Annotated in this window: 21 protein-coding genes; 5 read left to right on the top strand and 16 right to left on the bottom strand. The window is 44.4% G+C overall.

The features are described 5' to 3' along the window. Positions 1–76 precede the first annotated feature (76 nt). Positions 77–1246 (bottom strand): RtcB family protein, encoded by a 1170-nt coding sequence (locus tag KTR06_RS21395; protein WP_049702690.1) that lies wholly within the window; start codon positions 1244–1246, stop codon positions 77–79. 205 nt (positions 1247–1451) lie between these two features. On the opposite strand from KTR06_RS21395, the gene KTR06_RS21390 reads away from it, so the two are divergent. The 3 genes from KTR06_RS21390 to KTR06_RS21380 all read left to right on the top strand — a co-directional run bounded on the left by KTR06_RS21390 (position 1452) and on the right by KTR06_RS21380 (position 3916). Next, a complete protein-coding gene (locus tag KTR06_RS21390; RefSeq protein ID WP_049702689.1) occupies positions 1452–2384 on the top strand; it encodes an SDR family oxidoreductase in 933 nt (310 codons plus the stop codon). Between the two features lie 569 nt (positions 2385–2953). Then, positions 2954–3229, top strand: a complete 276-nt coding sequence (locus KTR06_RS21385; protein WP_004315294.1) for a LysO family transporter — start codon at positions 2954–2956, stop codon at positions 3227–3229. A gap of 66 nt (positions 3230–3295) precedes the next feature. Continuing rightward, positions 3296–3916, top strand: coding sequence for a lysine exporter LysO family protein (locus KTR06_RS21380; protein ID WP_004315295.1), 621 nt, complete (start codon positions 3296–3298; stop codon positions 3914–3916). A 95-nt stretch (positions 3917–4011) separates the two neighbouring features. Here KTR06_RS21380 and KTR06_RS21375 read toward each other — a convergent pair whose 3' ends face one another. From KTR06_RS21375 to atpD, 11 genes are all read right to left on the bottom strand, one after another. Continuing rightward, positions 4012–6639 carry a helix-turn-helix domain-containing protein gene (locus KTR06_RS21375; protein WP_008022599.1) on the bottom strand — a complete coding sequence of 876 codons (2628 nt, stop codon included), beginning with the start codon at positions 6637–6639 and terminating at the stop codon, positions 4012–4014. Positions 6640–6824: 185 nt separating this feature from the next. Then, positions 6825–8768: an LruC domain-containing protein gene (locus KTR06_RS21370; protein WP_008639992.1), complete on the bottom strand. Its 1944-nt coding sequence runs from the start codon at positions 8766–8768 to the stop codon at positions 6825–6827. A gap of 153 nt (positions 8769–8921) precedes the next feature. Further along, positions 8922–9818 carry a F0F1 ATP synthase subunit gamma gene (locus tag KTR06_RS21365; RefSeq protein WP_008022604.1) on the bottom strand — a complete coding sequence of 299 codons (897 nt, stop codon included), beginning with the start codon at positions 9816–9818 and terminating at the stop codon, positions 8922–8924. Between the two features lie 113 nt (positions 9819–9931). Continuing rightward, the gene (gene atpA / locus KTR06_RS21360; RefSeq protein ID WP_004315299.1) at positions 9932–11515 is read right to left on the bottom strand and encodes a F0F1 ATP synthase subunit alpha; all 1584 of its coding nucleotides are present in this window, start codon (positions 11513–11515) and stop codon (positions 9932–9934) included. Then, positions 11515–12075: a F0F1 ATP synthase subunit delta gene (locus tag KTR06_RS21355; RefSeq protein ID WP_004315300.1), complete on the bottom strand. Its 561-nt coding sequence runs from the start codon at positions 12073–12075 to the stop codon at positions 11515–11517. The genes atpA and KTR06_RS21355 overlap by 1 nt, the downstream gene beginning before the upstream one ends. A gap of 5 nt (positions 12076–12080) precedes the next feature. Next, on the bottom strand, positions 12081–12584 hold the full coding sequence (gene atpF / locus KTR06_RS21350; protein ID WP_004315301.1) for a F0F1 ATP synthase subunit B: 504 nt from the start codon (positions 12582–12584) through the stop codon (positions 12081–12083). 121 nt (positions 12585–12705) lie between these two features. Further along, complete coding sequence (atpE, locus tag KTR06_RS21345) at positions 12706–12963, bottom strand: ATP synthase F0 subunit C (protein ID WP_004295758.1); 258 nt, start codon at positions 12961–12963, stop codon at positions 12706–12708. 111 nt (positions 12964–13074) lie between these two features. After that, the gene (atpB, locus tag KTR06_RS21340) at positions 13075–14214 is read right to left on the bottom strand and encodes a F0F1 ATP synthase subunit A (RefSeq protein WP_049702688.1); all 1140 of its coding nucleotides are present in this window, start codon (positions 14212–14214) and stop codon (positions 13075–13077) included. Continuing rightward, positions 14198–14632: a hypothetical protein gene (locus tag KTR06_RS21335; RefSeq protein WP_004315303.1), complete on the bottom strand. Its 435-nt coding sequence runs from the start codon at positions 14630–14632 to the stop codon at positions 14198–14200. Before KTR06_RS21335 ends, atpB begins: the two co-directional genes overlap by 17 nt. Before the next feature lie 80 nt (positions 14633–14712). Continuing rightward, positions 14713–14958 carry an ATP synthase F1 subunit epsilon gene (gene atpC, locus KTR06_RS21330; protein WP_004315304.1) on the bottom strand — a complete coding sequence of 82 codons (246 nt, stop codon included), beginning with the start codon at positions 14956–14958 and terminating at the stop codon, positions 14713–14715. A gap of 12 nt (positions 14959–14970) precedes the next feature. After that, complete coding sequence (atpD, locus tag KTR06_RS21325; protein WP_004315305.1) at positions 14971–16488, bottom strand: F0F1 ATP synthase subunit beta; 1518 nt, start codon at positions 16486–16488, stop codon at positions 14971–14973. Positions 16489–17270: 782 nt separating this feature from the next. Here atpD and purT point away from each other — a divergent pair. Both purT and KTR06_RS21315 read left to right on the top strand, forming a co-directional pair. Continuing rightward, the gene (gene purT, locus KTR06_RS21320) at positions 17271–18437 is read left to right on the top strand and encodes a formate-dependent phosphoribosylglycinamide formyltransferase (RefSeq protein WP_008022613.1); all 1167 of its coding nucleotides are present in this window, start codon (positions 17271–17273) and stop codon (positions 18435–18437) included. A gap of 20 nt (positions 18438–18457) precedes the next feature. Further along, positions 18458–18928 carry a GNAT family N-acetyltransferase gene (locus KTR06_RS21315; protein WP_217290788.1) on the top strand — a complete coding sequence of 157 codons (471 nt, stop codon included), beginning with the start codon at positions 18458–18460 and terminating at the stop codon, positions 18926–18928. Positions 18929–19062: 134 nt separating this feature from the next. Here KTR06_RS21315 and KTR06_RS21310 read toward each other — a convergent pair whose 3' ends face one another. From KTR06_RS21310 to dnaB, 4 genes are all read right to left on the bottom strand, one after another. Further along, positions 19063–19512, bottom strand: a complete 450-nt coding sequence (locus KTR06_RS21310; RefSeq protein WP_120068638.1) for an N-acetylmuramoyl-L-alanine amidase — start codon at positions 19510–19512, stop codon at positions 19063–19065. Positions 19513–19537: 25 nt separating this feature from the next. After that, the gene (locus tag KTR06_RS21305) at positions 19538–19831 is read right to left on the bottom strand and encodes a hypothetical protein (protein WP_049702687.1); all 294 of its coding nucleotides are present in this window, start codon (positions 19829–19831) and stop codon (positions 19538–19540) included. A gap of 258 nt (positions 19832–20089) precedes the next feature. Then, positions 20090–20611: an HU family DNA-binding protein gene (locus KTR06_RS21300; protein WP_120068640.1), complete on the bottom strand. Its 522-nt coding sequence runs from the start codon at positions 20609–20611 to the stop codon at positions 20090–20092. A 189-nt stretch (positions 20612–20800) separates the two neighbouring features. Continuing rightward, entirely contained in the window at positions 20801–22180 is a 1380-nt protein-coding gene (dnaB, locus tag KTR06_RS21295) for a replicative DNA helicase (protein ID WP_217290787.1), read from the bottom strand. Between the last annotated feature and the right edge of the window lie 2 nt (positions 22181–22182).

The following is a 22182-nucleotide window of genomic DNA, read 5'->3' as shown; positions in this document are numbered from 1 at the left end:
CCTCTTTAGACTGGCTAAGATTTATGCATACCCCCAATGATTATCGGGTGAGCCCTCTTCCCAGTACATGTGTCAATCACCCTTTAATAACTGCCATTGGAGCAAGTTCCACCAATGGTTTCACCAAATCCCGCTCATTCGCTATCACTTGCGCAATATCTTTATAAGCTCCCGGCGCTTCATCCAATTCATCCTGCGAACGAAGTCCGTGAATGATTCCTTGCTGGTTCATTCGCTCTTTCTCTTCATCCAGTGACAAACGGCGACAAGCATCCTTTCGTCCCATCAATCGGCCGGCACCATGCGAACAGCTTTTGAAGCTCTCCGGATTACCCAGTCCTTCAACGATATAGGATTTAGTACCCATAGATCCGGGGATAATACCAATCTCACCTTCATAGGCACGCGTAGCTCCTTTTCGGTGCACAATCACATCCTGATCGAAATGGTTCTCCCAGGCTGCATAGTTGTGGGCAATATTAATCATAGGCTCAAAGTCCGCTTCAGGTTTCACTGCCTGGATGGCTTCACAAATACGGGTCATCATCAACTGACGGTTGGCAAAGGCAAAGGCCACACAGTAGTTCATTTCACGGAAATAATCCTTTGCCATCTGCGTCTCCATTGGCAGGTAAGCCAGTCCCGATACCATTTCAGAATACCATTTCTCATTCCAATATTGCGCAATCTTATTATAGTGATTGGCAACCTTCAAACCAATGTTACGGCTTCCGGAGTGAATCATCACCCACACATCAGACGTTTCGGTATCTTTCTGAATCTCAATAAAGTGGTTTCCTCCTCCCAAGGTTCCTATCTGCTTCAAACAAGCCTCGTACTGATTCTTCAATATAGGCATCTCCTCAAGGTCGAATCCTTGTGGAAGTAATTCCTGATCTTGCTTTTTAGTATGATGATCGAATCCCAAGGGAATGGCCGCACGAATCTTCGACATGATGGAAGTCAAATCCGTATAACTAAAATCGTCCGCTTTTCGATTGGTCTTAATCGCACACATTCCACAACCGATATCCACTCCCACAGCATTGGGAACAATCACACCCTTCGTAGCCAACACACCGCCAATTGGCATTCCTTTTCCCGCATGGGCATCAGGCATGATGGCGATATGTTTAAACGCAAAAGGAAGTGAAGTTAAATCCATAATCTGCGACATACAAGAGTCTTCTACTTCATTCAACCAAAGCTTAGCGGGCAAACGTGTTCCCATAATTACTTTTTCCATACTTCTTTTCTTTTATCCATTCATATAAATCTCGTTATCGGGAGCAAAGTAAGATGGGAAGTACGAAATCTATTTGCGCAATGGATATTATTTTCTATTTTTGTAGAAATATATGCAAAAAAGTCGTGTCTCCGCAATGATTGTATCATCAAAAAGTCCGGATATGGCGCCTTGATATCTATAACACTATATATAATAGAACCTAATGAAGAAGATATTGATTATCGGCGCCAATGGATTCACCGGACGCCAAATATTAAATGATTTGTCTGTTCATGCACAATATAAGGTAACGGGGTGCTCTCTGCATCCGGATATTTCTCCGAATGATGCAGGGAAATATCGTTTCATTGAAACAGATATACGGAATGAAGCGGACATTAAGCGTCTTTTTGAGGAGGTTCAGCCTGATGTGGTCATTAATTGTTCCGCCCTGTCCGTACCGGATTATTGCGAGACGCATCATGAAGAGGCTTATCTTACCAATGTGACCGCAGTGAGCCAACTGGCTGTTTTTTGCGAAGAATATAAAAGCCGGTTCATTCATCTATCGACGGATTTTGTTTTCGATGGAAAGATGTTTGTTTTCGATGAAAAGATAAATGAAGATGCCGGACTGTTGTACACAGAAGAAGACATCCCCGCTCCCGTCAACTATTACGGATATACCAAGTGGAAAGGAGAAGAGAAAGTGGCAGAAACTTGCAGCAGTTATGCTATTGTCCGTGTAGCAATCGTTTATGGCAGAGCGCTGCCGGGACAACACGGTAATATCGTCCAGTTGGTAATGAACCGTTTGAAAGCCGGGCAAGAAATCCGTGTCGTATCCGATCAATGGAGGACACCGACTTATGTTGGAGACGTATCGGATGGTGTACAGCGTTTGATAGCACATACAACGAACGGTATCTTTCACATTTGCGGAGATGAGTGTATGAGCATTGCGGAGATTGCTTATCAGGTAGCAGATTATATGGGACTGGATCACTCTTTTATCCATCCTGTCACGACAGAGGAAATGAATGAAACCACTCCCCGTCCTCGTTTTAGCGGAATGAGTATCGATAAAGCACGAACAATGCTTGGATACGAGCCACAGAAGCTAAAAGAAGTTCTTGCGAACTGGGAACATTTATAAGGAAGAGGACAGATTACCAATTATTCAAGGATTATCCATCATTTTACGTAAACAGAAAACTACAAGAGGAATTCTGTGGTTTCTATTTATATAATAAGAGAGTCCTCAAATGGTGAACAGTGGCTATTTACACAAAATGCGGGATAGTGCCCAAATTGAAGACAGTGGTAGAATTGGAAACAATACTACTTTTTACAACAATCTATTTCATTCCGAATAATTCTTTCGCTTCATTTATTGCATATTTATTTTGAAAATATGCAATAAGTTATTATCTTTGCACCAAAATCAAAAAAGACCAATGATGAATCAAACATTACAACTACATAACGCTAATCTTTTTCTTGCAGGAATACCGACTTTCTGTAAGTCTTGCTGCGTGCATGTACATTGGTTCAGTGGATTCATCTAAATTACCCTATTATTTCTTAACAGGAACTATCTGCTGACTTGTTTCACTATTCACAGCAGTATTCCTTTCCGATTTTCAAGCAGATGTATCATCTTCTTTGAAAATTCTCTTGTGTGTTGTCAATAATCAGTTTAACCTAACCAAAAATATATACATTATGTTCTCTATTATATCTACTATGTTTTTAGGAATCGGCATCGGTTATGTATTGCGTAACTGGAGTATCTTGCAAAAGACAGAAAAGACAATTTCTCTTACAATATTCTTGTTGCTCTTCATTCTCGGTGTGTCTATCGGTTCTAATAGCCTGATTGTAAACAATCTCGGTAAATTCGGATGGCAGGCAATTGTTCTTGCCGTGTCCGGTGTATTGGGAAGCCTGATCGCTGCCCGTTTGGTACTGCAATTGTTTTTTAGAAAAGGAGGCGAATAATAAAAAAAGGAGTCTGATTTCTTTTAAGAGGAAAAAAGACGCGTTTATTCAAGAAGGAGGTGAACAATGAAAGGAAGTTTGATCGTTATATTATTCTTTTGTGTAGGTTGTGTCATGGGAGCTTTCAACAAGTTCCAGTTTGATACGCACACAGTTTCAATGTATATACTTTATGCGTTAATGCTGCAAGTGGGAATCAGTATCGGTTCTAATAAGAACCTGAAAGCGATTGTTTCACATTTGCATCCTAAAATGCTGTTGATTCCGTTGGGAACGATTATCGGTACGTTGCTGTTTTCTGCTTTAGCAAGCCTGCTATTGCGCCAGTGGAGCGTGTTCGACTGTATGGCAGTGGGAAGCGGATTCGCATACTATTCGCTCTCTTCTATCCTTATCACCCAGTTCAAAGAGCCTTCTATCGGGCTGCAACTGGCTACGGAATTAGGAACTATCGCACTGTTGACTAATATTTTCCGTGAGATGATGGCACTTCTCGGTACTCCAATCATCAAGAAGTATTTCGGGAAACTGGCTCCTATTTCAGCGGCAGGAGTCAATTCGATGGATGTACTCCTGCCCTCCATCAGCAGATATTCGGGAAAAGAAATGATTCCCATCGCTATCTTACACGGTATTCTGATTGATATCAGTGTTCCTGTTTTCGTTTCATTTTTCTGTAATCTCTGATATTGCTTGCGATGGTTTGACAAGAGCAAGAATGAGCATTGTGAACGAAAGACAGAGATATTTTTATGTTTGGGGCTAGGTCCAGAGATAATTAGTTAATGCCCGGAAACAGCCAATACAAACTTTATATCAGCATAGGAGACATCGTCTCCTAATGCTGCCTTAATGGCAAATATTCCCATGTATTCATGTTCTTCCAGATGCTTACGAATCTTCGCCAGATTTTCAGCTTTCACTACTTTCTCCACTTTAATCTTTCCTAAACGGACATAATATTCCAAATGACCGGCAATGGTTCCCGATACCAATTCGCGAGCTTTGGCTATTTCATCTATGCTCATTCCCTGGCAGAACATTTCATAGCTGACTAATTTTGTATCTTTTTTCTTCTCCTTCTCCGCTTCTTTTTTCTGTTTCTCTGCTTCCTTCTTCTGTTTTTCTTCCTCTTTCCGTTGCTTCTGTTCTTCTTTCCGTTGCTTCAGCTCTTCCCGTCGGCTTGCGGCTTCCCTATTATCAGAGATGAGCATATCCATTATTTCCGGTCTTTCCAATTGATTTTCCGCCATATACTTACGGACAATGCCTAATATTTCAAGTCCATACCTTTCCACCCCTTTTGCTCCGAAATAGGGTATCGCTTCCAGAGCTCTTGGATTATCCGGTAGCAGATTCACAATTCCCATCAACGCTTTCTGCTGCATAATAACATACGCAGGAAGATTCACCTCACGTGTTTTGGCTGTCCTCCATTCAGACAGGGCGCGATAAAGCTCCGGATGCAAAATATCCGTAGGCACTTCCACTTTCACCTTTTCAGCACCGCTACGTGTACGCTCTTTCCGTTCCTTCCGCTCTTTCTTTTCTTTCAACGCTTTCGAAGAACCGGAAGAAGAAGAATCATCCTCAAGACTCAACATTACTTTAGCCTTCAACTTCAAATAATCCGTAATAGCGAATCTCTCTCTTGCAGACACAGCCTCCAACAAAGACTCTTTAATCCACAACGCATCATCCAACGCCTGCATACGTTCCGCCAACAGCTTTCTCAACTCTTTATTATCAAGAGGCATATTAGTCTTATTATACAAAGCCCGAATCGGCGCCAACTCTTTATGAAAATATCTGGCCCCGGAACGAATCCGCTCCTGTAACTCCTGATTCGTCGCATAGTCTTCACTCTCATGTATCAACCGGGTATACTGGTTACGAAAACGCTGGGACACTTCCACTATTTTCTCTTTGATGCGAGGTTCCAATGCCTTATATTCTGCCAACTGCTTCGGAAAGAGCTTATACAAATCTTCATCTATCAAACGAAGCAATCGTTTATAAGCCTGATCGATCGAATAGAAATTAAACAAATCACTCAACAAATCAAAGAAATACGCCTTTTGCATATCGTTCAACTGCTGACTGCCCGGCTTATTCTGCTCTACCGCTTTGGTGAAATTATCCACCGTAGCATCACTAATAATGGCTTCCCTCCGCAAAGGAGACTCCAACACCATCCCTTCCAAAGTCTTGCAACGGCTCAACGCTACATAAGTCTGTCCGTGCGCAAAAGAGTTACGCGCATCAATAATGGCACGCTCAAACGTCAACCCCTGACTTTTATGTATCGTAATGGCCCATGCCAGACGGATAGGATATTGACGGAACGTTCCTTCTATCACTTCCGTGATTTCCTTTGTTTCCTCATTCAGTACGTACTTATAATTTCCCCACTCTTCCGGCAACAACTGAAATTCTGATTTATTCCCCTTCCCCCGCACAATAATACCTGCATCATTAACAGTGACCACCTCACCAATCATACCGTTATAATATCGTTTCTCGGACGATGGATCATTCTTCAGGAACATAATTTGCGCTCCTTCCTTTATTGTCAGGAGTTCATCCGCAGGATAGGAATATTCGGGGAAATCTCCTTCTATCTCGGCACGAAAATGATACGCCTTGCCGGACAAAGATGCCAATTCACGGTCATTTACTTTCTGTGCCTGATAATTATGTGTCGTCAGCCGAATATATCCTTCTTCTTTTTGTGGCTGGAAACCGGGCTGATAACGACGGTTCAGTTCATTCAGCACTTCATCGTCAGCCTTATTTTCCCGGATTTTATTTAATAAAGACAGGAAGAATGTGTCACTCTGCCGGTAGACTTTTTTAAGTTCAATGGTCATATATACCGTTTCTTTCAACGCATGGCTCGCAAAGAAATAAGGGGTTTCGTAATGCTTCCTCAACAGTTCCCACTCATTATCTTTCACGACGGGAGCCAATTGCTGCAAATCTCCAATCATCAACAGTTGCACCCCGCCAAACGGTTTCTCTCTATCGCGATACCGCCGCAGAGTTGCATCCACCGCGTCCAACAAATCGGCACGCACCATACTGATCTCATCAATAACGAGCAAATCCATGCTACGAATTATGTTCCGCTTTTCTTTACTGTAACGGTAATGTGTTTGGGAAGAATTAAAGGTAGTTTCCGGCACAAAAGGGGCAAAAGACAACTGAAAGAAAGAATGAATCGTTACTCCTCCCGCATTGATGGCTGCGATCCCTGTCGGTGCTAATACAACCATGCGCTTAGGGGTGTGTTCTTTCAATCGTCTAAGAAATGTCGTTTTTCCGGTTCCGGCTTTTCCGGTAAGAAATAAATGTGTGCCTGTATTTTCTATGAACTGCCAAGCTAGCTGCAGTTCCGGGTTATTTTCCATGAAAGTTATATTGTTTTGTGCAAAGGTACAGAAAACTATATAGAGATTGAAATAAAAGTAGCAAACTTTTTCTGGTAGAGATGAGAAGCAATCGGATAAAAGAAAGTCCCGGTCGTTTTCATTAAATAACGACCGGGACGAGAGAACAATAAAAACACCAAATGTTGTGTTATATGCTTTGAGAGTTAATTTACATGATTGTTATACCAATCCGTATATTTTTCTCCTTTAGAATCTGCCCAAGCTTTAAAGTTAGGATATTCGGTATCAATACTCTTTTTTTCAGTTACTGAAATAAAGTTCAAGATAGGAATATCAATAGCAAACGGATAAGCTCCTTCTTTATCTATGTAATAAGCATCCTTTTGAGTACCTGCTAAAGACAAGTCCGCAAGAGATGTTGCCTCATGCTTAGGCAGATGCACTTCTGTACGACCTTTTTGCCCTTCGGCATACTTCACTATGATATAAGGATTATATGACTTTAAATCTTTCTTATTGAAAGAACCGCCTGTAAATTCACGGGTTATAGTATATACCTTTTGAATAGCTTGCTTCACATTCGGACAAACAATAATAGAAGATGTTGCAGATTCCGTATGTATCCCTTCCGTAGTAGCGGAAAAAGTCATTTTACCGAATTGTCCCTTATCTACCTGATAAGCAAAAGCATTCGCAAACACTGCACCATCATGTACAGGAGTAAATGTATCTACAATTTTAGTTACCTGGTTCTTTTTATCAAAAGATACGGCACGATTATATTCTACGATTACGTCATTCATATCATAATCTCCACCGCCAGGCCATATATCTTCAAAAGCTAATGTACCGGTCTTCGTTTCAGTTACATCCGGTTTTTCTGGTTCATTTCCATCATCCGGAGTTATAACAGGTCTGTCATTGGGTTCCTCAATAGTTTTTGATGCATTTACATAGAATAAAAGATCACAATAACTATTATTTGCCCCATCTTCTACTCCGATAATAACCTTGCCGCTTGTCTCGTCCTTTACAGATACAAAATTCTGTCGCTGCTGTCCCAACACCTGATTAGAAGCTAATAAATTAGAGAAACCTGATGCAACTTGTTTTGTTATATCAATTTCATTCTCACTCTGATTATATCCATCAGCATACATAAACCATCCTACCGTATAACCGGCTGGAAATTCCTCTTTAGCATTACCTTGTTCATCAAAATAGAGCAAACGTACTTTACTGCCACATTTCAAAATAGGCAACTGACCTCCATATACAGAGAAAGAAACATTTGGAAATATGATATACTTCTTCATATCTGACATTCCGCGCATATCAGGTTCCTTAGATGTTTTATAATAATAATACCCGAACGAATTATTATACATGGCATCCCGATTCAGGAAAATAACATCCAATGCAGTCCCATCTTGTGTTACCGTAATATTTGTAGTTCTGGATTGGGTGACTAAATTCATATTATCAACATTCGCTATTCCATCAGGATTAAAGAAATTCTTCAAACGTTGCGTCAAACTTCCAACCGTTTCATCACCAACGTTCTCTTCAAATGACATATATTTACTGTCAAGACTTCCTCCCTCTCCCCATTTACATAAGGAATACAGTTTATTATTTCCATTCAAGACATAAGGAACCGTCCCTTGAAAACCATAAGACCGTGTATTATTTTTTGCTTTTACAGTAGAAGCTCCTATATTTGACATATCAAAACTAACCATACCATCCTTTATTTCCAATGGCATACACCTTGGTAATCCCCAACTTTCCGTATATAGGTATATCGATTTTACAGAAGTAGGAATATTCATCTTTCCATTAAACTTTCCGCTTTCATCTGTGTAAATCTTGAATAAAGCTTCCACTCCTTGTTTTTTTACAGGTGTATTATCCACAATTTCCATCGGATCAATGTCATAGACTTCAATAAGAGCCGCAAATCCGGGTAATGCATAATTCACATCAAGCGACACATCTCCACGTGTTTCGAATCCAAAATATTCTTCAGGACCTTTTACAGGTTCTTTCCCATAATTAGGATCATACAAATCCTTTTCTGCACATCCTACTGCCACACCGATAAATACCGTTGCAACGAAAAAGTTCAATAAATGCTTAATTCTCATAATCTATATATATTTTTAAGTTTGTTTTGTCTAAGCATAAACCCATAATCAAGCCTAATTATGCCACAAATATATATACAAATATCCCATTTTTAAGGCTTATCTTAAAAATGGGATACCGAATCAAAAAATATTGTTATTAATCCTTGGAATCTATTTCATTGTCCCCCCTACAATATCCAGCAACTCATTCGTAATTGCTTGCTGACGACTCTTATTGTACTGCTTTGTCAAATCCTGAATCAGCTCGTTTGCATTGTCCGTAGCCACTTGCATAGCTAGGGTACGTGCAGCATGTTCCGATGCATTAGAGTCGACGGCAGCGGTAAAAATCTTCTGGCTCAATACTGTTGGTATTAAGCTGGCGATCAATTCTTCCGCGTTCGGTTCGATGATATAATCATTGGCAATTTCATGCTCCTCTACCTCCTCCTTATTCATTCTGTCCTCTTCACTTACCACATTCGTCATATCAATGGGGAGATACGTCTCCCGGAGAAGAATCTGTACCCCCATTGACTTGAAGTGATGATAGATTATTTCCACGCGGTCTACTTCTCCTGCCACATACATATCCATTAGTCGGTGAGCCAATTCGGCAGCCTCCTGATACGTCGGTTTGTCGGAGAGCGTCGGAGAAGTCTCCTGCGGTTTGAATCCCATTCGTTTGACCGCTTCATCCACCTTCTTGCCAATTGGGAATATCAAGATATTATCCTGTCCCAGGGTGCGGAACTCTCCGATCGTTTGCATCATCATTTTGATGACGTTGGCGTTGAAAGCACCACAAAGAGAAGTGTTTGAAGAAAAGACGACGATTGCTACACGTTTCACTTCACGCTCCTGCACATAAGGAGATTCGATGGGCAGGTCAGCGCTTAGGAAGTTGGTCAGAATCTTGTTCAACTTCTTCTGATAAGGCAGCATATTCTCAATGGCTCCTTGTGCCTTGTGTAATTTGGCAGAAGCCACCATCTTCATTGCTGAAGTGATTTTTCGGGTACTTTTTACCGAATTTATTCTGGTTTTTACTTCTTTCAGTGAAGCCATTTTTTTTAGTGGTTAGTGGTTAATTATTAATAGTTGGTGATAGTGATTAATAATTGGCGGTTAGTGGTTGGTGACAGTAAGCTAATCACTTATCACTAACCAACTAATCACTATTATAAGTACTGTTTCGCCACCATAGCGGCAGTCTCTTCGATAGCTTTAATCACGTTATCGTCGATCACGCCCGTTTTCAGTATGTCCAATACATCCTCCTGGTGGTTCAGTTGCAGAGATTCGATGAAACTGCGTTCAAAGTCCTGCACCTTATCCAATGGGACATCATGTAGAAGTCCGTGCGTACCACAGTAGAGGATAGCAATCTGCTGCTCTACGGGCATCGGGCTGTATTGCGGTTGAATCAATAATTGTCCGTTCTTACGTCCTTTATCAATAGTCAGGGCAGTAATCGGGTCCATGTCGCTGCTGAACTTAGAGAAGGCTTCCAACTCGCGATATTGCGCCTGGTCAATCTTCAATGTTCCGGCCACCTTCTTCATAGCCTTAATCTGCGCGTTACCACCTACACGGGATACGGAGATACCGACGTTGATAGCCGGACGCGTACCCTGGTTGAACAAGTCAGTCTCAAGGAATATCTGTCCGTCGGTGATAGAAATCACGTTCGTCGGGATATAAGCCGATACGTCACCTGCTTGCGTTTCGATGATAGGCAATGCTGTGAGCGAGCCGCCACCTTTCACAATCCCCTTCAGACTTTCCGGGAGATCGTTCATTTCGCGTGCCACTTCTTCCTGACTGATAATCTTGGCAGCACGTTCCAACAGACGGGAGTGCAGATAGAAGATATCACCCGGATAAGCCTCACGACCGGACGGACGGCGAAGAATCAGCGAAACCTCACGATAAGCCACCGCCTGTTTGGAAAGGTCATCATAAACCACCAACGCATGACGGCCGGTATCACGGAAATACTCGCCGATGGCAGCACCTGCAAACGGAGCGTAATACTGCAACGCAGCCGGGTCACCAGCCGTGGCAGCTACAACCACCGTGTAGTCCAGTGCTCCATACTCACGAAGCGTATTAACGATAGAAGCAACGGTAGAACCCTTCTGACCGATAGCTACATAGATACAATATACAGGGTCGCCTGCCAGGAAGTTAGTGCGTTGGTTGATAATCGTATCAATCGCAATGGCAGTCTTTCCCGTCTGGCGGTCGCCGATAATCAACTCACGCTGTCCGCGGCCGATAGGAATCATGGCGTCCACAGCCTTCAATCCGGTCTGCAACGGCTGGTTCACAGGCTGACGATAGATTACTCCCGGAGCTTTCCGTTCCAAAGGCATATCATACAGTTCGCCGCCAATCAATCCTTTGCCGTCGAGCGGTTCGCCCAGCGGGTCAATCACACGTCCCAGCATGCCCTCTCCTACACGGATGGAGGCGATACGTTTGGTACGCTTCACGACGAATCCTTCTTTGATTTTGTCCGTCGGGCCCAACAGTACAGCACCCACGTTGTCCTCTTCGAGGTTCATCACGATTGCTTTGATACCATTGTCAAACTCCAGCAATTCATTGGCCTCGGCGTTCCGTAGTCCATAGATACGCACTACGCCGTCACTCACCTGGAGCACCGTACCGATTTCGTCAAGTTGCACATTGGCATTGATTCCTTCGAGCTGCTTGCGCAATATATCGGATACTTCGCTTACTCTTATATTTTCAGACATTATACAATTCTCCTATTCTTATCAATAAATTGTTGTTTCACTCGCTTCAACTGCGTGGCAACGCTTGCATCCAACCGATAGTCGTTGATATCAAAGATAAACCCACCTTCGATAGAAGGATCTATCACCGTTTCCAGCTCCATCTGGGCATGCAGGATATGTGCGGCAGCCGACCGGATCCGGTCTTCCGTCTCTTTATCGACGGGAACGGCCGTAATCAATTTGCCGGTTCCGATATGTTTCAGCTTCCGGTAGAGATCCAGATACATCAGGCTAATAAATTGCAGATAGCCTTCACGCCTGTTTCGCAGTACCAAAGTGATAAAACGGACAAACTCTCTGGTCGATTTACCGTCACCATCGGCAGCTGTGCAGACTAACGCCAACTTTTCCTTGGTCGTGATGACGGGATTATCAAGCGCTTCGCGCAGACCGGGCTGTTCACAAAAGCTGTGCGACAGGGTCAGAAACTCCTGATACAACCTGTCTTCCAGACCTTTTTCCTGTGCGTATTCAATGATAGCTTTTGCATAACGCATTGAGAGTATTCCGACTTCCATCTTCCTTAGTTCTTATTCGGGGTTAGTACTTCATCCAGCATGCGGTCGATCATGCCCATCTGTGCATCCTTGTCCTCAAGACTCTTGCGGAGCACTTTCTCGGCGATGTCAACAGAAAGCACGGCCACCTGGCGACGGATGTCGCGAATTGCTTCGTCTTTCTCCATCTGGATTTGTTGTTTCACCGCATCAAGTTCTTTTTGTGCGGCAATTTCGGCTTGTTTACGGGCCTCGTGAACAATCTTGTCACGTTCTTCCATTGCTTCCCTCAAGATGCGTCCTTGCTCTTTGTTGGCGGCTGCCACCAATGCGTCGCCTTCTTGTTTCAGTTTAGACAACTGGGCATTAGCTTCCCTCGCCACCTCCAAAGACTGGTCGATATAGGTCTTACGGCCTTCCACCATCTTGATGATGACGGGGAAGCCGTATTTCGCCAATATCACGAACACAATCCCGAATGAGAGAAACATCCAGAACAGCAGGCCACTATCAGGTAATAGTAATGACATAATCTTTATTTACGATTTTACGATTTACAATTTACGATTTCGCGGCTGCTCATTGTATGAGGATCTCCCCCATTTAGAAACAGGGTTTTACGCCTGCGAAATTCGCTTGTTATATACCTGATTAGAGGAAGAACACCAACAGACAAACTACTACCGCCAACAGGGCCACACCTTCAATCAAGGCGGCGGCGATAATCATGTTCATACGAATGTCTCCCGATGCTTCCGGCTGGCGTGCGATAGCTTCCATTGCCGAACCACCAATCTTACCAATACCCAAACCAGCTCCGATTACTGCAAGACCTGCACCGATAGCTGCACCTAATTTACTAACTCCTACTGCTGCTGCAGTGGCTTGTAACAATACTGATAGTAACATAATTTTCAGTTTTAAAATGGTTTATATTTTCTCTTGTTTTTATTATTTAATTCCTCATTCCGCGCGTTTATTCCGTATTCGTTCAGTCACGTTTTCACCGCGTTTCATTGATTATTCTTCTGTTTTCACTCTGGCTCCTTCCTGTGCCAGTCCGATAAACACTGCCGACAACATCGTAAATACGTAAGCCTGGATGAAAGCCACCAGCAGTTCAAGCGCATTCATAAAGATGTTGAACAATACGGAAGCCACCGTGAGCGTGCCGTTCAGCGCAGGCCCCATGCTTGCCGAGATAAAGATCAGGCAGGTGAGCACCAGCATCGCCATGTGTCCGGCCAGCATATTGGCAAAAAGACGGATCATCAAAGCAAACGGTTTCGTAAAGATTCCGAAGAACTCGATGAACGGCATCATCGGCACAGGCACTTTCAGCCACCAGGGTACATCGGGCCAGAAAATATCTTTCCAATAATGTTTCGTACCGAAGATATTGACCGCGAGGAACGTGCAGACTGCCAGCACCATCGTGATAGCGATATTTCCCGTCACATTCGCGCCTCCGGGGAAAAACGGAATCAATCCCATCATGTTATTGATAAAGATGAAAAAGAACGCTGTCAGCAGATAGGGCGCAAACTTCCGGTAGTTAGGTCCGACACAACTCTTGATGATGTCGTCGTTCACCATCATGATGAACATCTCCATGAATCCGATAAATCCTCCCGGTGCTTTGGCTCCTTGCGGACGTTTCCTGTACCAATGTGCCACACACAACACGATAACGAGCAGCAATACGCTGTTGAACAACAAGGCAAACGTCACTTTCGTAATGGAAATATCCCAAGGGCGAACCTGTTCGCCTGCGGCGTCATACTCTACCAGTTTGCCTTCATACTTGCTTCCTGCGGGAGCGATGGAAAGTCCTTCATACGTACCTCCATTCTCTTCGAGACGGGAAGAAAGGAACGTATGCCAACCTGAAGTGCTACTATAAACAATAACAGGTAACGGTATAGTAATATGCGTGTTACCCCATGTTGTAATATGCCATTCGTAGGAGTCACCGATATGCCCGAACACAATTTCTTTCACATCAACCGTGTTCTCCTGTTCCTCCTTCGGAGTAATCTCGTCCTGCGTCTGCTGCGCCACCACTTCCCCCTCTTGCTCTTGCGCAAGAACCGGAAAACTGACCGCTGCCATCAGGCAGAACAGAATCAACGGAGCTACTATGTTATGCAACTGTTTCATGTTTCTTCTTATTTTTCTTTTTCCGTTTCTGGTTCATCTCAAAAGAGAAGAAAAACCAGGTTTCGAATATCAGATATATCAAATAGAACGAGATAAACGTCAGTAAAAAAGCTCTAGCTTCTTCGCGTACAGCAAGGCAATAAATCAAGACCAGAATCAGCGAAAGAATCATCTTTATCATCTTCATTGCCAAATACAACAGTAACAATCTCTGCGGAGCGTGCCGCCGGCAAGCGTCGAACATATAGATGCTGGCCAACCCGAAGAAGTAAAAATAAACCGGTATAAACGGATACCCTCCGAAATAATGCCCCGGCAGAGCGAAGTGTAGGATAACAGCTCCGAGCGCCGCACTAATCACTGCAAATAAGGTATGCCAACAGATAAAGCTCCGTTTAGTTTTACTAATATTCATCATGTTACTGTGTTTTTCTGTAAGGTTATTATCTCGTTTTTTTCAATCTTTAGATACTTGGTCTTTGTGCCGGAAGGCTTCCGTCAGGAAACACAGGCAGAAACCGTGCCGTCACTCATTTCAACAAAACCGCCCTGAATATCCATCGTGTGCTCTTCTCCCTCCATCGTCGTATAACTCAACGTTCCCGCTTTCAGCGACGATACAATGGGCGCATGCCCCGGCAGAATAGAAAACGAACCGATCATGCCCGGCAATGTGACAATCTTCACATCTCCGTCGAATATGCTCTTTTCGGGCGATACTATACTCAAATGCAGTTCTTTCATCACTCTATATTTTTATTTTTTCGCCTGTTCCAGCAATTTCTTACCTTTCTCTATTGCTTCCTCAATCGTACCGACATTCAGGAAAGCCTGTTCGGGAAGATAATCCACTTCTCCGTCCAGAATCATCTTGAATCCCTTGATGGTATCTTCAATACCCACCATCACACCCGGAACACCTGTAAACTGTTCGGCTACGGCAAACGGTTGCGAAAGGAAACGCTGCACACGGCGGGCGCGGTTCACTACCATCTTGTCTTCTTCCGAGAGTTCTTCCATACCGAGGATAGAGATAATATCCTGCAATTCCTTGTTACGCTGCAAGATTTGTTTTACGCGCTGCGCTATGTCGTAATGTTCCTGGCCTACAATGTGCGGGTCGAGGATACGTGACGTAGATGCCAACGGGTCGACAGCCGGATAGATACCCAGCTCGGTGATCTTACGGTCGAGTACGGTAGTTGCGTCCAAGTGGCTGAAAGTCGTTGCAGGAGCCGGGTCGGTCAAGTCATCGGCAGGCACATACACCGCTTGTACGGAGGTGATAGAACCTTTGCGGGTAGACGTGATACGTTCCTGCATCGCACCCATTTCCGTGGCCAGCGTAGGCTGGTAACCAACGGCGGAGGGCATACGTCCCAAAAGGGCGGACACTTCCGAACCTGCTTGCGTGAAACGGAAGATATTATCGATAAAGAACAGGATATCGCGTTTCTCACCTTCTTTACCGGCGTCGCGGAAAGATTCCGCTACCGTCAGTCCGGACAGTGCCACAGAAGCACGTGCGCCCGGAGGTTCGTTCATCTGACCGAAAATCAGCGACACTTGCGATTTCTCCAGTTCGTTATAATCTACTTTCGAAAGATCCCAGTGACCTTTCTCCATGCTTTCCTTGAATGCTTCGCCGTAGCGGATAACGCCGGATTCGATCATTTCGCGCAGCAAGTCGTTACCTTCACGGGTACGTTCACCTACTCCGGCAAATACGGAGAATCCGTTATGTTTCTTGGCGATATTATTGATAAGTTCCTGGATCAATACGGTTTTTCCCACACCGGCGCCGCCGAACAAACCGATTTTACCACCTTTGGCATACGGTTCGAGCAGGTCGATCACTTTGATACCCGTGAAAAGCACCTCTTGCACAGTTGTCAAATCCTCAAATTTAGGGGGGTCCCGGTGAATGGAATACGCACCGTCGCGGTTGAGTCCTTTCATACCGTCGATCGAATCACCGACTACGTTCATCAGTCGTCCTTTAATCTGTTCGCCTATCGGCATAGTGATCGGGCCTCCGGTGGGATACACTTTCATGCCTCTCTGAAGTCCGTCGGTACTATCCATCGCTACGGTACGCACCGTATTTTCGCCGATATGTTGCTGAACTTCTACAACCAGTATTTTGCCGTTTGGCCTCTTTATCTCCAGTGCGTCGTGGATGCTTGGCAGCACCAGTTCCGCATCCGTACCTTCAAAGTACACATCGACCACAGGGCCGATCACCTGCGAGATATGTCCGATAATCTGTGACATAAGCAATCTCTTTTATTTATATTATTCTTTTCTCTCCTTTTTGACCTTATAATATGATAAGGAATAAACATTTTCGCGTTTTACCTAATTTCAATATTATAATAAACAGTTGAATTAATTTTTTGTTCAACTATTTTCTATATCCTAGAAACTTCTACCACTAGAAATAGTTAAAGAAACAACTGCACAAATGTAGAAACAATTCCATATCGTTGTTACTCCTTTTTCATTATTTGTCGTTCGCTAACACTTATTAGACTAATAATAGCTACAGATTGACCAATTTAGGCGAATTTAGACTACAAATCAATAGCAAAATAGATTTTGAGATAATAATATATCAATAAACCGGATTTTCGCGTCCAGTTTCCTTTCTCTTTGTTTTAAATCAAGGATTTAGCCGTAATACAAAATAGTAGCACAGACAACTAGTTTTGTGCTCGAACACAGCGAACGCTGTTTTTTCATGTTTTCCTTAAGAAAGTTTAAAGCCGTATTTTCTATTTTTCTACGATCCATTTCTCTATATTTCGCGTCTCCGCACTAAAATTCACAGCAATTTTCAGGAGGTTCTGGTTGTCTTTTTCAAGGATACGCTTTTCAACTAAAGAAAACACCAAATCCTGCACGAAAGTTTTTCATGCAGGATTTACATTGCACCTTATATTATATAGAAGACTATTCCTTATTTATATAAAAGAGAAATATAATCAACGCCTATACAATTATTATCTCATTTTTTTGCTGTAATTTTGCACCACTAATATAAAACACTCAAAATGATGAAGAAAATACTGTTACTCGGTTCTGGAGAACTAGGAAAAGAATTTGTAATTTCAGCTCAACGTAAAGGTCAACACATCATTGCCTGCGACTCGTACGCGGGAGCACCTGCTATGCAAGTGGCTGATGAATTTGAAGTATTCGATATGCTGAACGGTGAAGAACTGGAGCGTGTCGTAAAGAAACACCAGCCGGACATTATCGTTCCGGAGATTGAAGCGATCCGCACAGAACGTTTGTATGACTTCGAAAAAGAAGGCATACAGGTAGTGCCCAGCGCCCGTGCCGTGAACTTCACGATGAATCGTAAAGCTATCCGCGACCTTGCCGCCAAAGAGCTCGGACTGAAAACAGCCAAATACTTCTACGCCAAAACATTGGACGAACTGAAAGAAGCTGCCGCTAAAATCGGTTTCCCTTGTGTCGTTAAACCGTTGATGTCATCCTCCGGTAAAGGACAGTCGCTAGTGAAGAGTGCCGACGAACTTGAACACGCCTGGGAATACGGATGCAGCGGAAGCCGTGGCGATATCCGCGAACTTATCATTGAAGAATTTATCAAATTCGACAGCGAAATCACCCTGCTCACCGTTACTCAAAAGAACGGTCCCACCCTGTTCTGCCCTCCTATCGGACACGTGCAGAAAGGTGGCGACTATCGCGAAAGTTTCCAGCCTGCACACATCGATCCTGCTCATTTGAAAGAAGCGGAAGAGATGGCAGAAAAAGTAACCCGCGCGCTGACAGGCGCAGGACTTTGGGGAGTTGAGTTCTTCCTAAGCCATGAAAACGGAGTCTATTTCTCCGAACTTTCTCCACGTCCGCACGATACCGGCATGGTGACTTTGGCAGGAACACAAAATCTGAATGAATTTGAATTGCACCTGCGTGCCGTGCTCGGTCTGCCTATTCCGGGCATCAAGCAAGAACGGATAGGCGCAAGTGCCGTCATCCTCTCTCCGATTGCCAGTCAGGAACGCCCTCAATATCGTGGACTGGAAGAAGTGACCAAAGAAGAAGATACCTATCTACGTATATTCGGCAAACCGTTTACACGCGTCAACCGTCGTATGGGTGTGGTGCTTTGCTACGCTACGCTCGATGCTGATTTGGATGCGTTGCGCGACAAGGCTAAGAGAATTGCAGAGAAAGTAGAAGTTTACTAAATAAGAAATTTAGAGATAAGATGAATAGAATCCGCCAAGTAAACCTGTCTGATATTCCAGCACTACAAGAGCTATATCAGCACACAGTTCTGACTGTGAACCGAAAAGATTATACAGCCGAAGAAGTAGCAGACTGGGCTTCGTGCGGAGACGATACATCACATTGGGGTGAGCTTTTCGAAGAGCAACATTATGTGGTTGCAGAAAATGAAGAAGGTGTGATTGTAGGCTTCGGCTCTGTCAACGATGACGGATATATGCACACGCTGTTTGTCCATAAGGACTTTCAGCATCAAGGCATTGCGACATCTTTGTATAAATATCTCGAAGCATACGCACGAGAAAGAGGTGCGAAAAGATTAACATCGGAGGTTAGCATCACGGCAAAACCGTTTTTCGAGAAACAAGGTTTTCAAGTTGATGAAGAACAAAAACGAAAAGCTAATCAATTACGTCTTATCAACTATAAGATGAGTAAACAGCTCTATTAGAAAATACGAGATAAAAAAGCCTACCAAAGAGGCCGTCTAACAAGTCTCTTTTTAACGATTTCACCCCTATCAGAATTTGAACTGACAGGGGTGATTTCTTTTTTCCGAACCTGTTAAGACAGCCTCTTTTCCTTTCAGACTTGGTTCCATCCGGTTTCAGCATCGAAGCAAGGACAAGCCTTGATCCATTCCTCCGGCTCTATCTCACCGTTCCCGTTCAGGTCAGGACTTAAATCCCGATGCCCGCATACCCGGCAACCCGGATAATCACGCAGCAACGTAAGAATCAGTACGCGCAGAGAGTGTTTCTGCCACTCTGTACGGGTATCTTTGGGCTGCCCTTCACAATCGAGTCCACCCTCATAACAGATACCTATACTTTCACTATTGAAGCCACGGACGTGCGCACCAATCTTCTCTATCGGCCGGGTAGATTTTATATCACCGTTCTTACGGATATAAAAATGATACCCCGTTCCATTAAATCCCCGCCTGCGATGGCAGACGTCCAAATCGTACTCCGTAAAACTCTTGTCCTCGCGTGTGGCGGAACAATGGATCACTATCAGGTTTATAGATCGCATCATACTATATGACATCTACCCCCCTTCAGGCTTCCAGCGCATTACGCTGTACACATTCCTTCTTGACGCACTGCAAAGCAGAAGCCTGCGCAAGTTGACCTCTCAACGAGAAAATCTCCGTATGCATCTCTTTCACTCTCGAACTAAGGTCGAAATAATCCTTCAACACCTTTTCCAATTGTTCCATTAGAAAAGAATATTGATCTTTCACCAGTTCGCTGAACTCTTTGACTTCCTGCGCCATTTCTTTGCGCTTCTTACGATTACCACCCAAGAAAGGCAAAATCGTCATTATAATATCGAGAATTTTATCTAACATGATTTTTTCTATTAAATGAAGAATGAAACATAAAAACGAATGAAACGAACGAAAAAAGAGAATTGAAAAAGAAGAAATCCCAATGAGGACAATAAAGCCTATGAAATCAATTAAGCCCATCAAGATAACAAAAAACAATAAAGACAACAAAGCCTACAAAACCCAAGAATCAAACCCATAAAGAAAGAGAACCGGAAACCATCCCCAAGCCTTTCATCCCTGGTTCCCAGTTCCCGATTCTCAATTCTTCATCCAGCCTTATGCCGCCGGGTCCGGGGCCTCTCCGCTTCCGCCGCCACCGGGATTTCCACTGCCGCCGGGATTTCCGCCCCCGTTCTCATCATCGGAGCCGTCCACCCCTTTTCCTGCAAGAACGAAATCCACATTATTCTCCCCCCGGGTCGTGGTATGACTGGTATTCACCAGACGAAGCGCCTTATCAGCGACGAAACGCACATTCACCCGGCGAATACTGCGCACCGTGCAATCCTTCTCCTTTTCTGTCCCCTCGCTGCTTAACGTGATATGAAAGGTTCCCAACCCATCAATCTTCACCTTATCACCTTGTGTGAGCGACAAACGCAACTGCTCCACAAAAGCCTCGATGGAATGTTTCACATCTCCTGCCGTCAGCGAAGAATTCGCCTCGATGGCATCCGCCAGCTTATTGACATCCATCACTCTCACTGTACCCGATTTCTGGCGTACATAATACAACATCTGCGAATCTTCCTGATTCACATACTTTCTGCGCTGATAGCGCTCCACCAATACATTCATAATTTAAAAAAGTTAAGGTTTAAGTAATAATATTTTCTCTTCTTTCGACATCACAAAGATACAAAATCAAACATCAAAAGTCAAGTTTTTACCCGTTTATTTTCTTCCTGATCACAACTAAAAATAGAAAGATAATTCTAAAATAATAGCGTATAAATATGCATCCTATTAGTCAAACAAAAGCACCAATCACTTGGCATGTTTCAGCAAATACTCCAAAGGCGGCACATAATCACCGATTTTCGTCATTTCCGGATTATGGTGAAAGTAGGCATTTCCTGTCTCCCCGTTGCGCTGCTTGGCCACAATCACCACGCCCAGTCCCTCCGTCGGGTAACCGCTATCCTTGTCCGTCGTGATACGAGCCTGTGCAGGACGATAGAGCAACATCACCACGTCCGCATCCTGCTCGATGGCGCCACTCTCGCGCAACTGGCTCAACTCCGGCCGCCGGTCGATATGCCCCTCTGCCAAACGATTCAACTGGCTCAACAGCACCACCGGCACATTCAACTCCTTAGCCAGCATCTTCGCTTTCCGAGTGGCTTGTGCCACCTCCTGCTCACGGTTACGGTTACTTTGCCCCGTCGTCATATCGCAAAGCTGCAAATAATCAACAAAAATCACGTCACACTCCCCCCGGCTTTTCAGCAACCGCGCGCTTGAGCGCACATGATCCATACTCACCACCGTACTGTCATCCACGTGTATCCGCAAGCGCGAAAGTTCTGCAGCCGCCGCACGTGCCTCCGACATCTCCTGCTCGCTGGGCACTCCTGTCCGCCAATGTCGCTGGTTGACTTCGCTCGCCGCCATCAACCACCGGTCTGCCAACCTCTCCCCCTGCATTTCCAAACTGTACACTACCACGGCACGCCCCGCCATCGCCGCGCTACGTGCCAAATGCAACGCTAAAGCCGTTTTCCCCACCGAGGGACGGGCAGCGAGAACCACCAGATCACCGTCCTGCCATCCGGAGGTCATACGATCCAAATCCGTCAGCCCCGTCGGAACACCTGTCACGCCGTTCACACTCCTGATGATACGCCGCTCGGCATCCTTCATCGTGTCCGCCATCAGCGTATCCATATCGCGCATACAGTCGTTATGCCCGAACTCACCCTCCAGACGGTCGAGCAAATTATGAGCATCTACCAGCGTATCGGCAATATCCAGCGTATCGTCCAGCGAACAGGCAAGCAACTTATTCAACCCCACAATCATCTCACGACGCAAATATTTCTCGTGCACGATCTGCGCATGATACTCGATATGCGCGGAGCTTGCCACCCTGCTGCTAAGCAAAGTGACCTGATACGCCCCGCCCGCTTCTTCGAGCGTCCCCCTGCGGAGAAGCTCTTCTTTTACAGTCAGAATATCCACCTTCGTACCCGCCTGGTACATTGCCAGCAAAGCCGAGAAAATCAGTCGATGGCGCTCCACGTAGAACATTTCCGGACGGAGCTTGTCCGCTACCAGCGGCAGAGCCTCCTGCTCTATCATACAAGCTCCTATGATGGCTTCCTCTATTTCGGGAGCCTGTGGCGAAACTCTATTTTCCGTATCCATCT

This window comes from Bacteroides sp. MSK.20.12 (assembly GCF_019052435.1).
GTDB classification, from domain to species: domain Bacteria; phylum Bacteroidota; class Bacteroidia; order Bacteroidales; family Bacteroidaceae; genus Bacteroides; species Bacteroides xylanisolvens.
This window is presented reverse-complemented; position numbering and strand designations above follow the sequence as displayed.

What these genes read in the sequence shown, in the direction of transcription:
- KTR06_RS21395 (WP_049702690.1), bottom strand. Translation starts at nt 1,246, where the DNA reads ATGGAAAAAGTAATTATGGGAACACGTTTGCCCGCTAAGCTTTGGTTG.
- KTR06_RS21390 (WP_049702689.1), top strand. Translation starts at nt 1,452, where the DNA reads ATGAAGAAGATATTGATTATCGGCGCCAATGGATTCACCGGACGCCAA.
- KTR06_RS21385 (WP_004315294.1), top strand. Translation starts at nt 2,954, where the DNA reads ATGTTCTCTATTATATCTACTATGTTTTTAGGAATCGGCATCGGTTAT.
- KTR06_RS21380 (WP_004315295.1), top strand. Translation starts at nt 3,296, where the DNA reads ATGAAAGGAAGTTTGATCGTTATATTATTCTTTTGTGTAGGTTGTGTC.
- KTR06_RS21375 (WP_008022599.1), bottom strand. Translation starts at nt 6,639, where the DNA reads ATGGAAAATAACCCGGAACTGCAGCTAGCTTGGCAGTTCATAGAAAAT.
- KTR06_RS21370 (WP_008639992.1), bottom strand. Translation starts at nt 8,768, where the DNA reads ATGAGAATTAAGCATTTATTGAACTTTTTCGTTGCAACGGTATTTATC.
- KTR06_RS21365 (WP_008022604.1), bottom strand. Translation starts at nt 9,818, where the DNA reads ATGGCTTCACTGAAAGAAGTAAAAACCAGAATAAATTCGGTAAAAAGT.
- atpA (WP_004315299.1), bottom strand. Translation starts at nt 11,515, where the DNA reads ATGTCTGAAAATATAAGAGTAAGCGAAGTATCCGATATATTGCGCAAG.
- KTR06_RS21355 (WP_004315300.1), bottom strand. Translation starts at nt 12,075, where the DNA reads ATGGAAGTCGGAATACTCTCAATGCGTTATGCAAAAGCTATCATTGAA.
- atpF (WP_004315301.1), bottom strand. Translation starts at nt 12,584, where the DNA reads ATGTCATTACTATTACCTGATAGTGGCCTGCTGTTCTGGATGTTTCTC.
- atpE (WP_004295758.1), bottom strand. Translation starts at nt 12,963, where the DNA reads ATGTTACTATCAGTATTGTTACAAGCCACTGCAGCAGCAGTAGGAGTT.
- atpB (WP_049702688.1), bottom strand. Translation starts at nt 14,214, where the DNA reads ATGAAACAGTTGCATAACATAGTAGCTCCGTTGATTCTGTTCTGCCTG.
- KTR06_RS21335 (WP_004315303.1), bottom strand. Translation starts at nt 14,632, where the DNA reads ATGATGAATATTAGTAAAACTAAACGGAGCTTTATCTGTTGGCATACC.
- atpC (WP_004315304.1), bottom strand. Translation starts at nt 14,958, where the DNA reads ATGAAAGAACTGCATTTGAGTATAGTATCGCCCGAAAAGAGCATATTC.
- atpD (WP_004315305.1), bottom strand. Translation starts at nt 16,488, where the DNA reads ATGTCACAGATTATCGGACATATCTCGCAGGTGATCGGCCCTGTGGTC.
- purT (WP_008022613.1), top strand. Translation starts at nt 17,271, where the DNA reads ATGAAGAAAATACTGTTACTCGGTTCTGGAGAACTAGGAAAAGAATTT.
- KTR06_RS21315 (WP_217290788.1), top strand. Translation starts at nt 18,458, where the DNA reads ATGAATAGAATCCGCCAAGTAAACCTGTCTGATATTCCAGCACTACAA.
- KTR06_RS21310 (WP_120068638.1), bottom strand. Translation starts at nt 19,512, where the DNA reads ATGCGATCTATAAACCTGATAGTGATCCATTGTTCCGCCACACGCGAG.
- KTR06_RS21305 (WP_049702687.1), bottom strand. Translation starts at nt 19,831, where the DNA reads ATGTTAGATAAAATTCTCGATATTATAATGACGATTTTGCCTTTCTTG.
- KTR06_RS21300 (WP_120068640.1), bottom strand. Translation starts at nt 20,611, where the DNA reads ATGAATGTATTGGTGGAGCGCTATCAGCGCAGAAAGTATGTGAATCAG.
- dnaB (WP_217290787.1), bottom strand. Translation starts at nt 22,180, where the DNA reads ATGGATACGGAAAATAGAGTTTCGCCACAGGCTCCCGAAATAGAGGAA.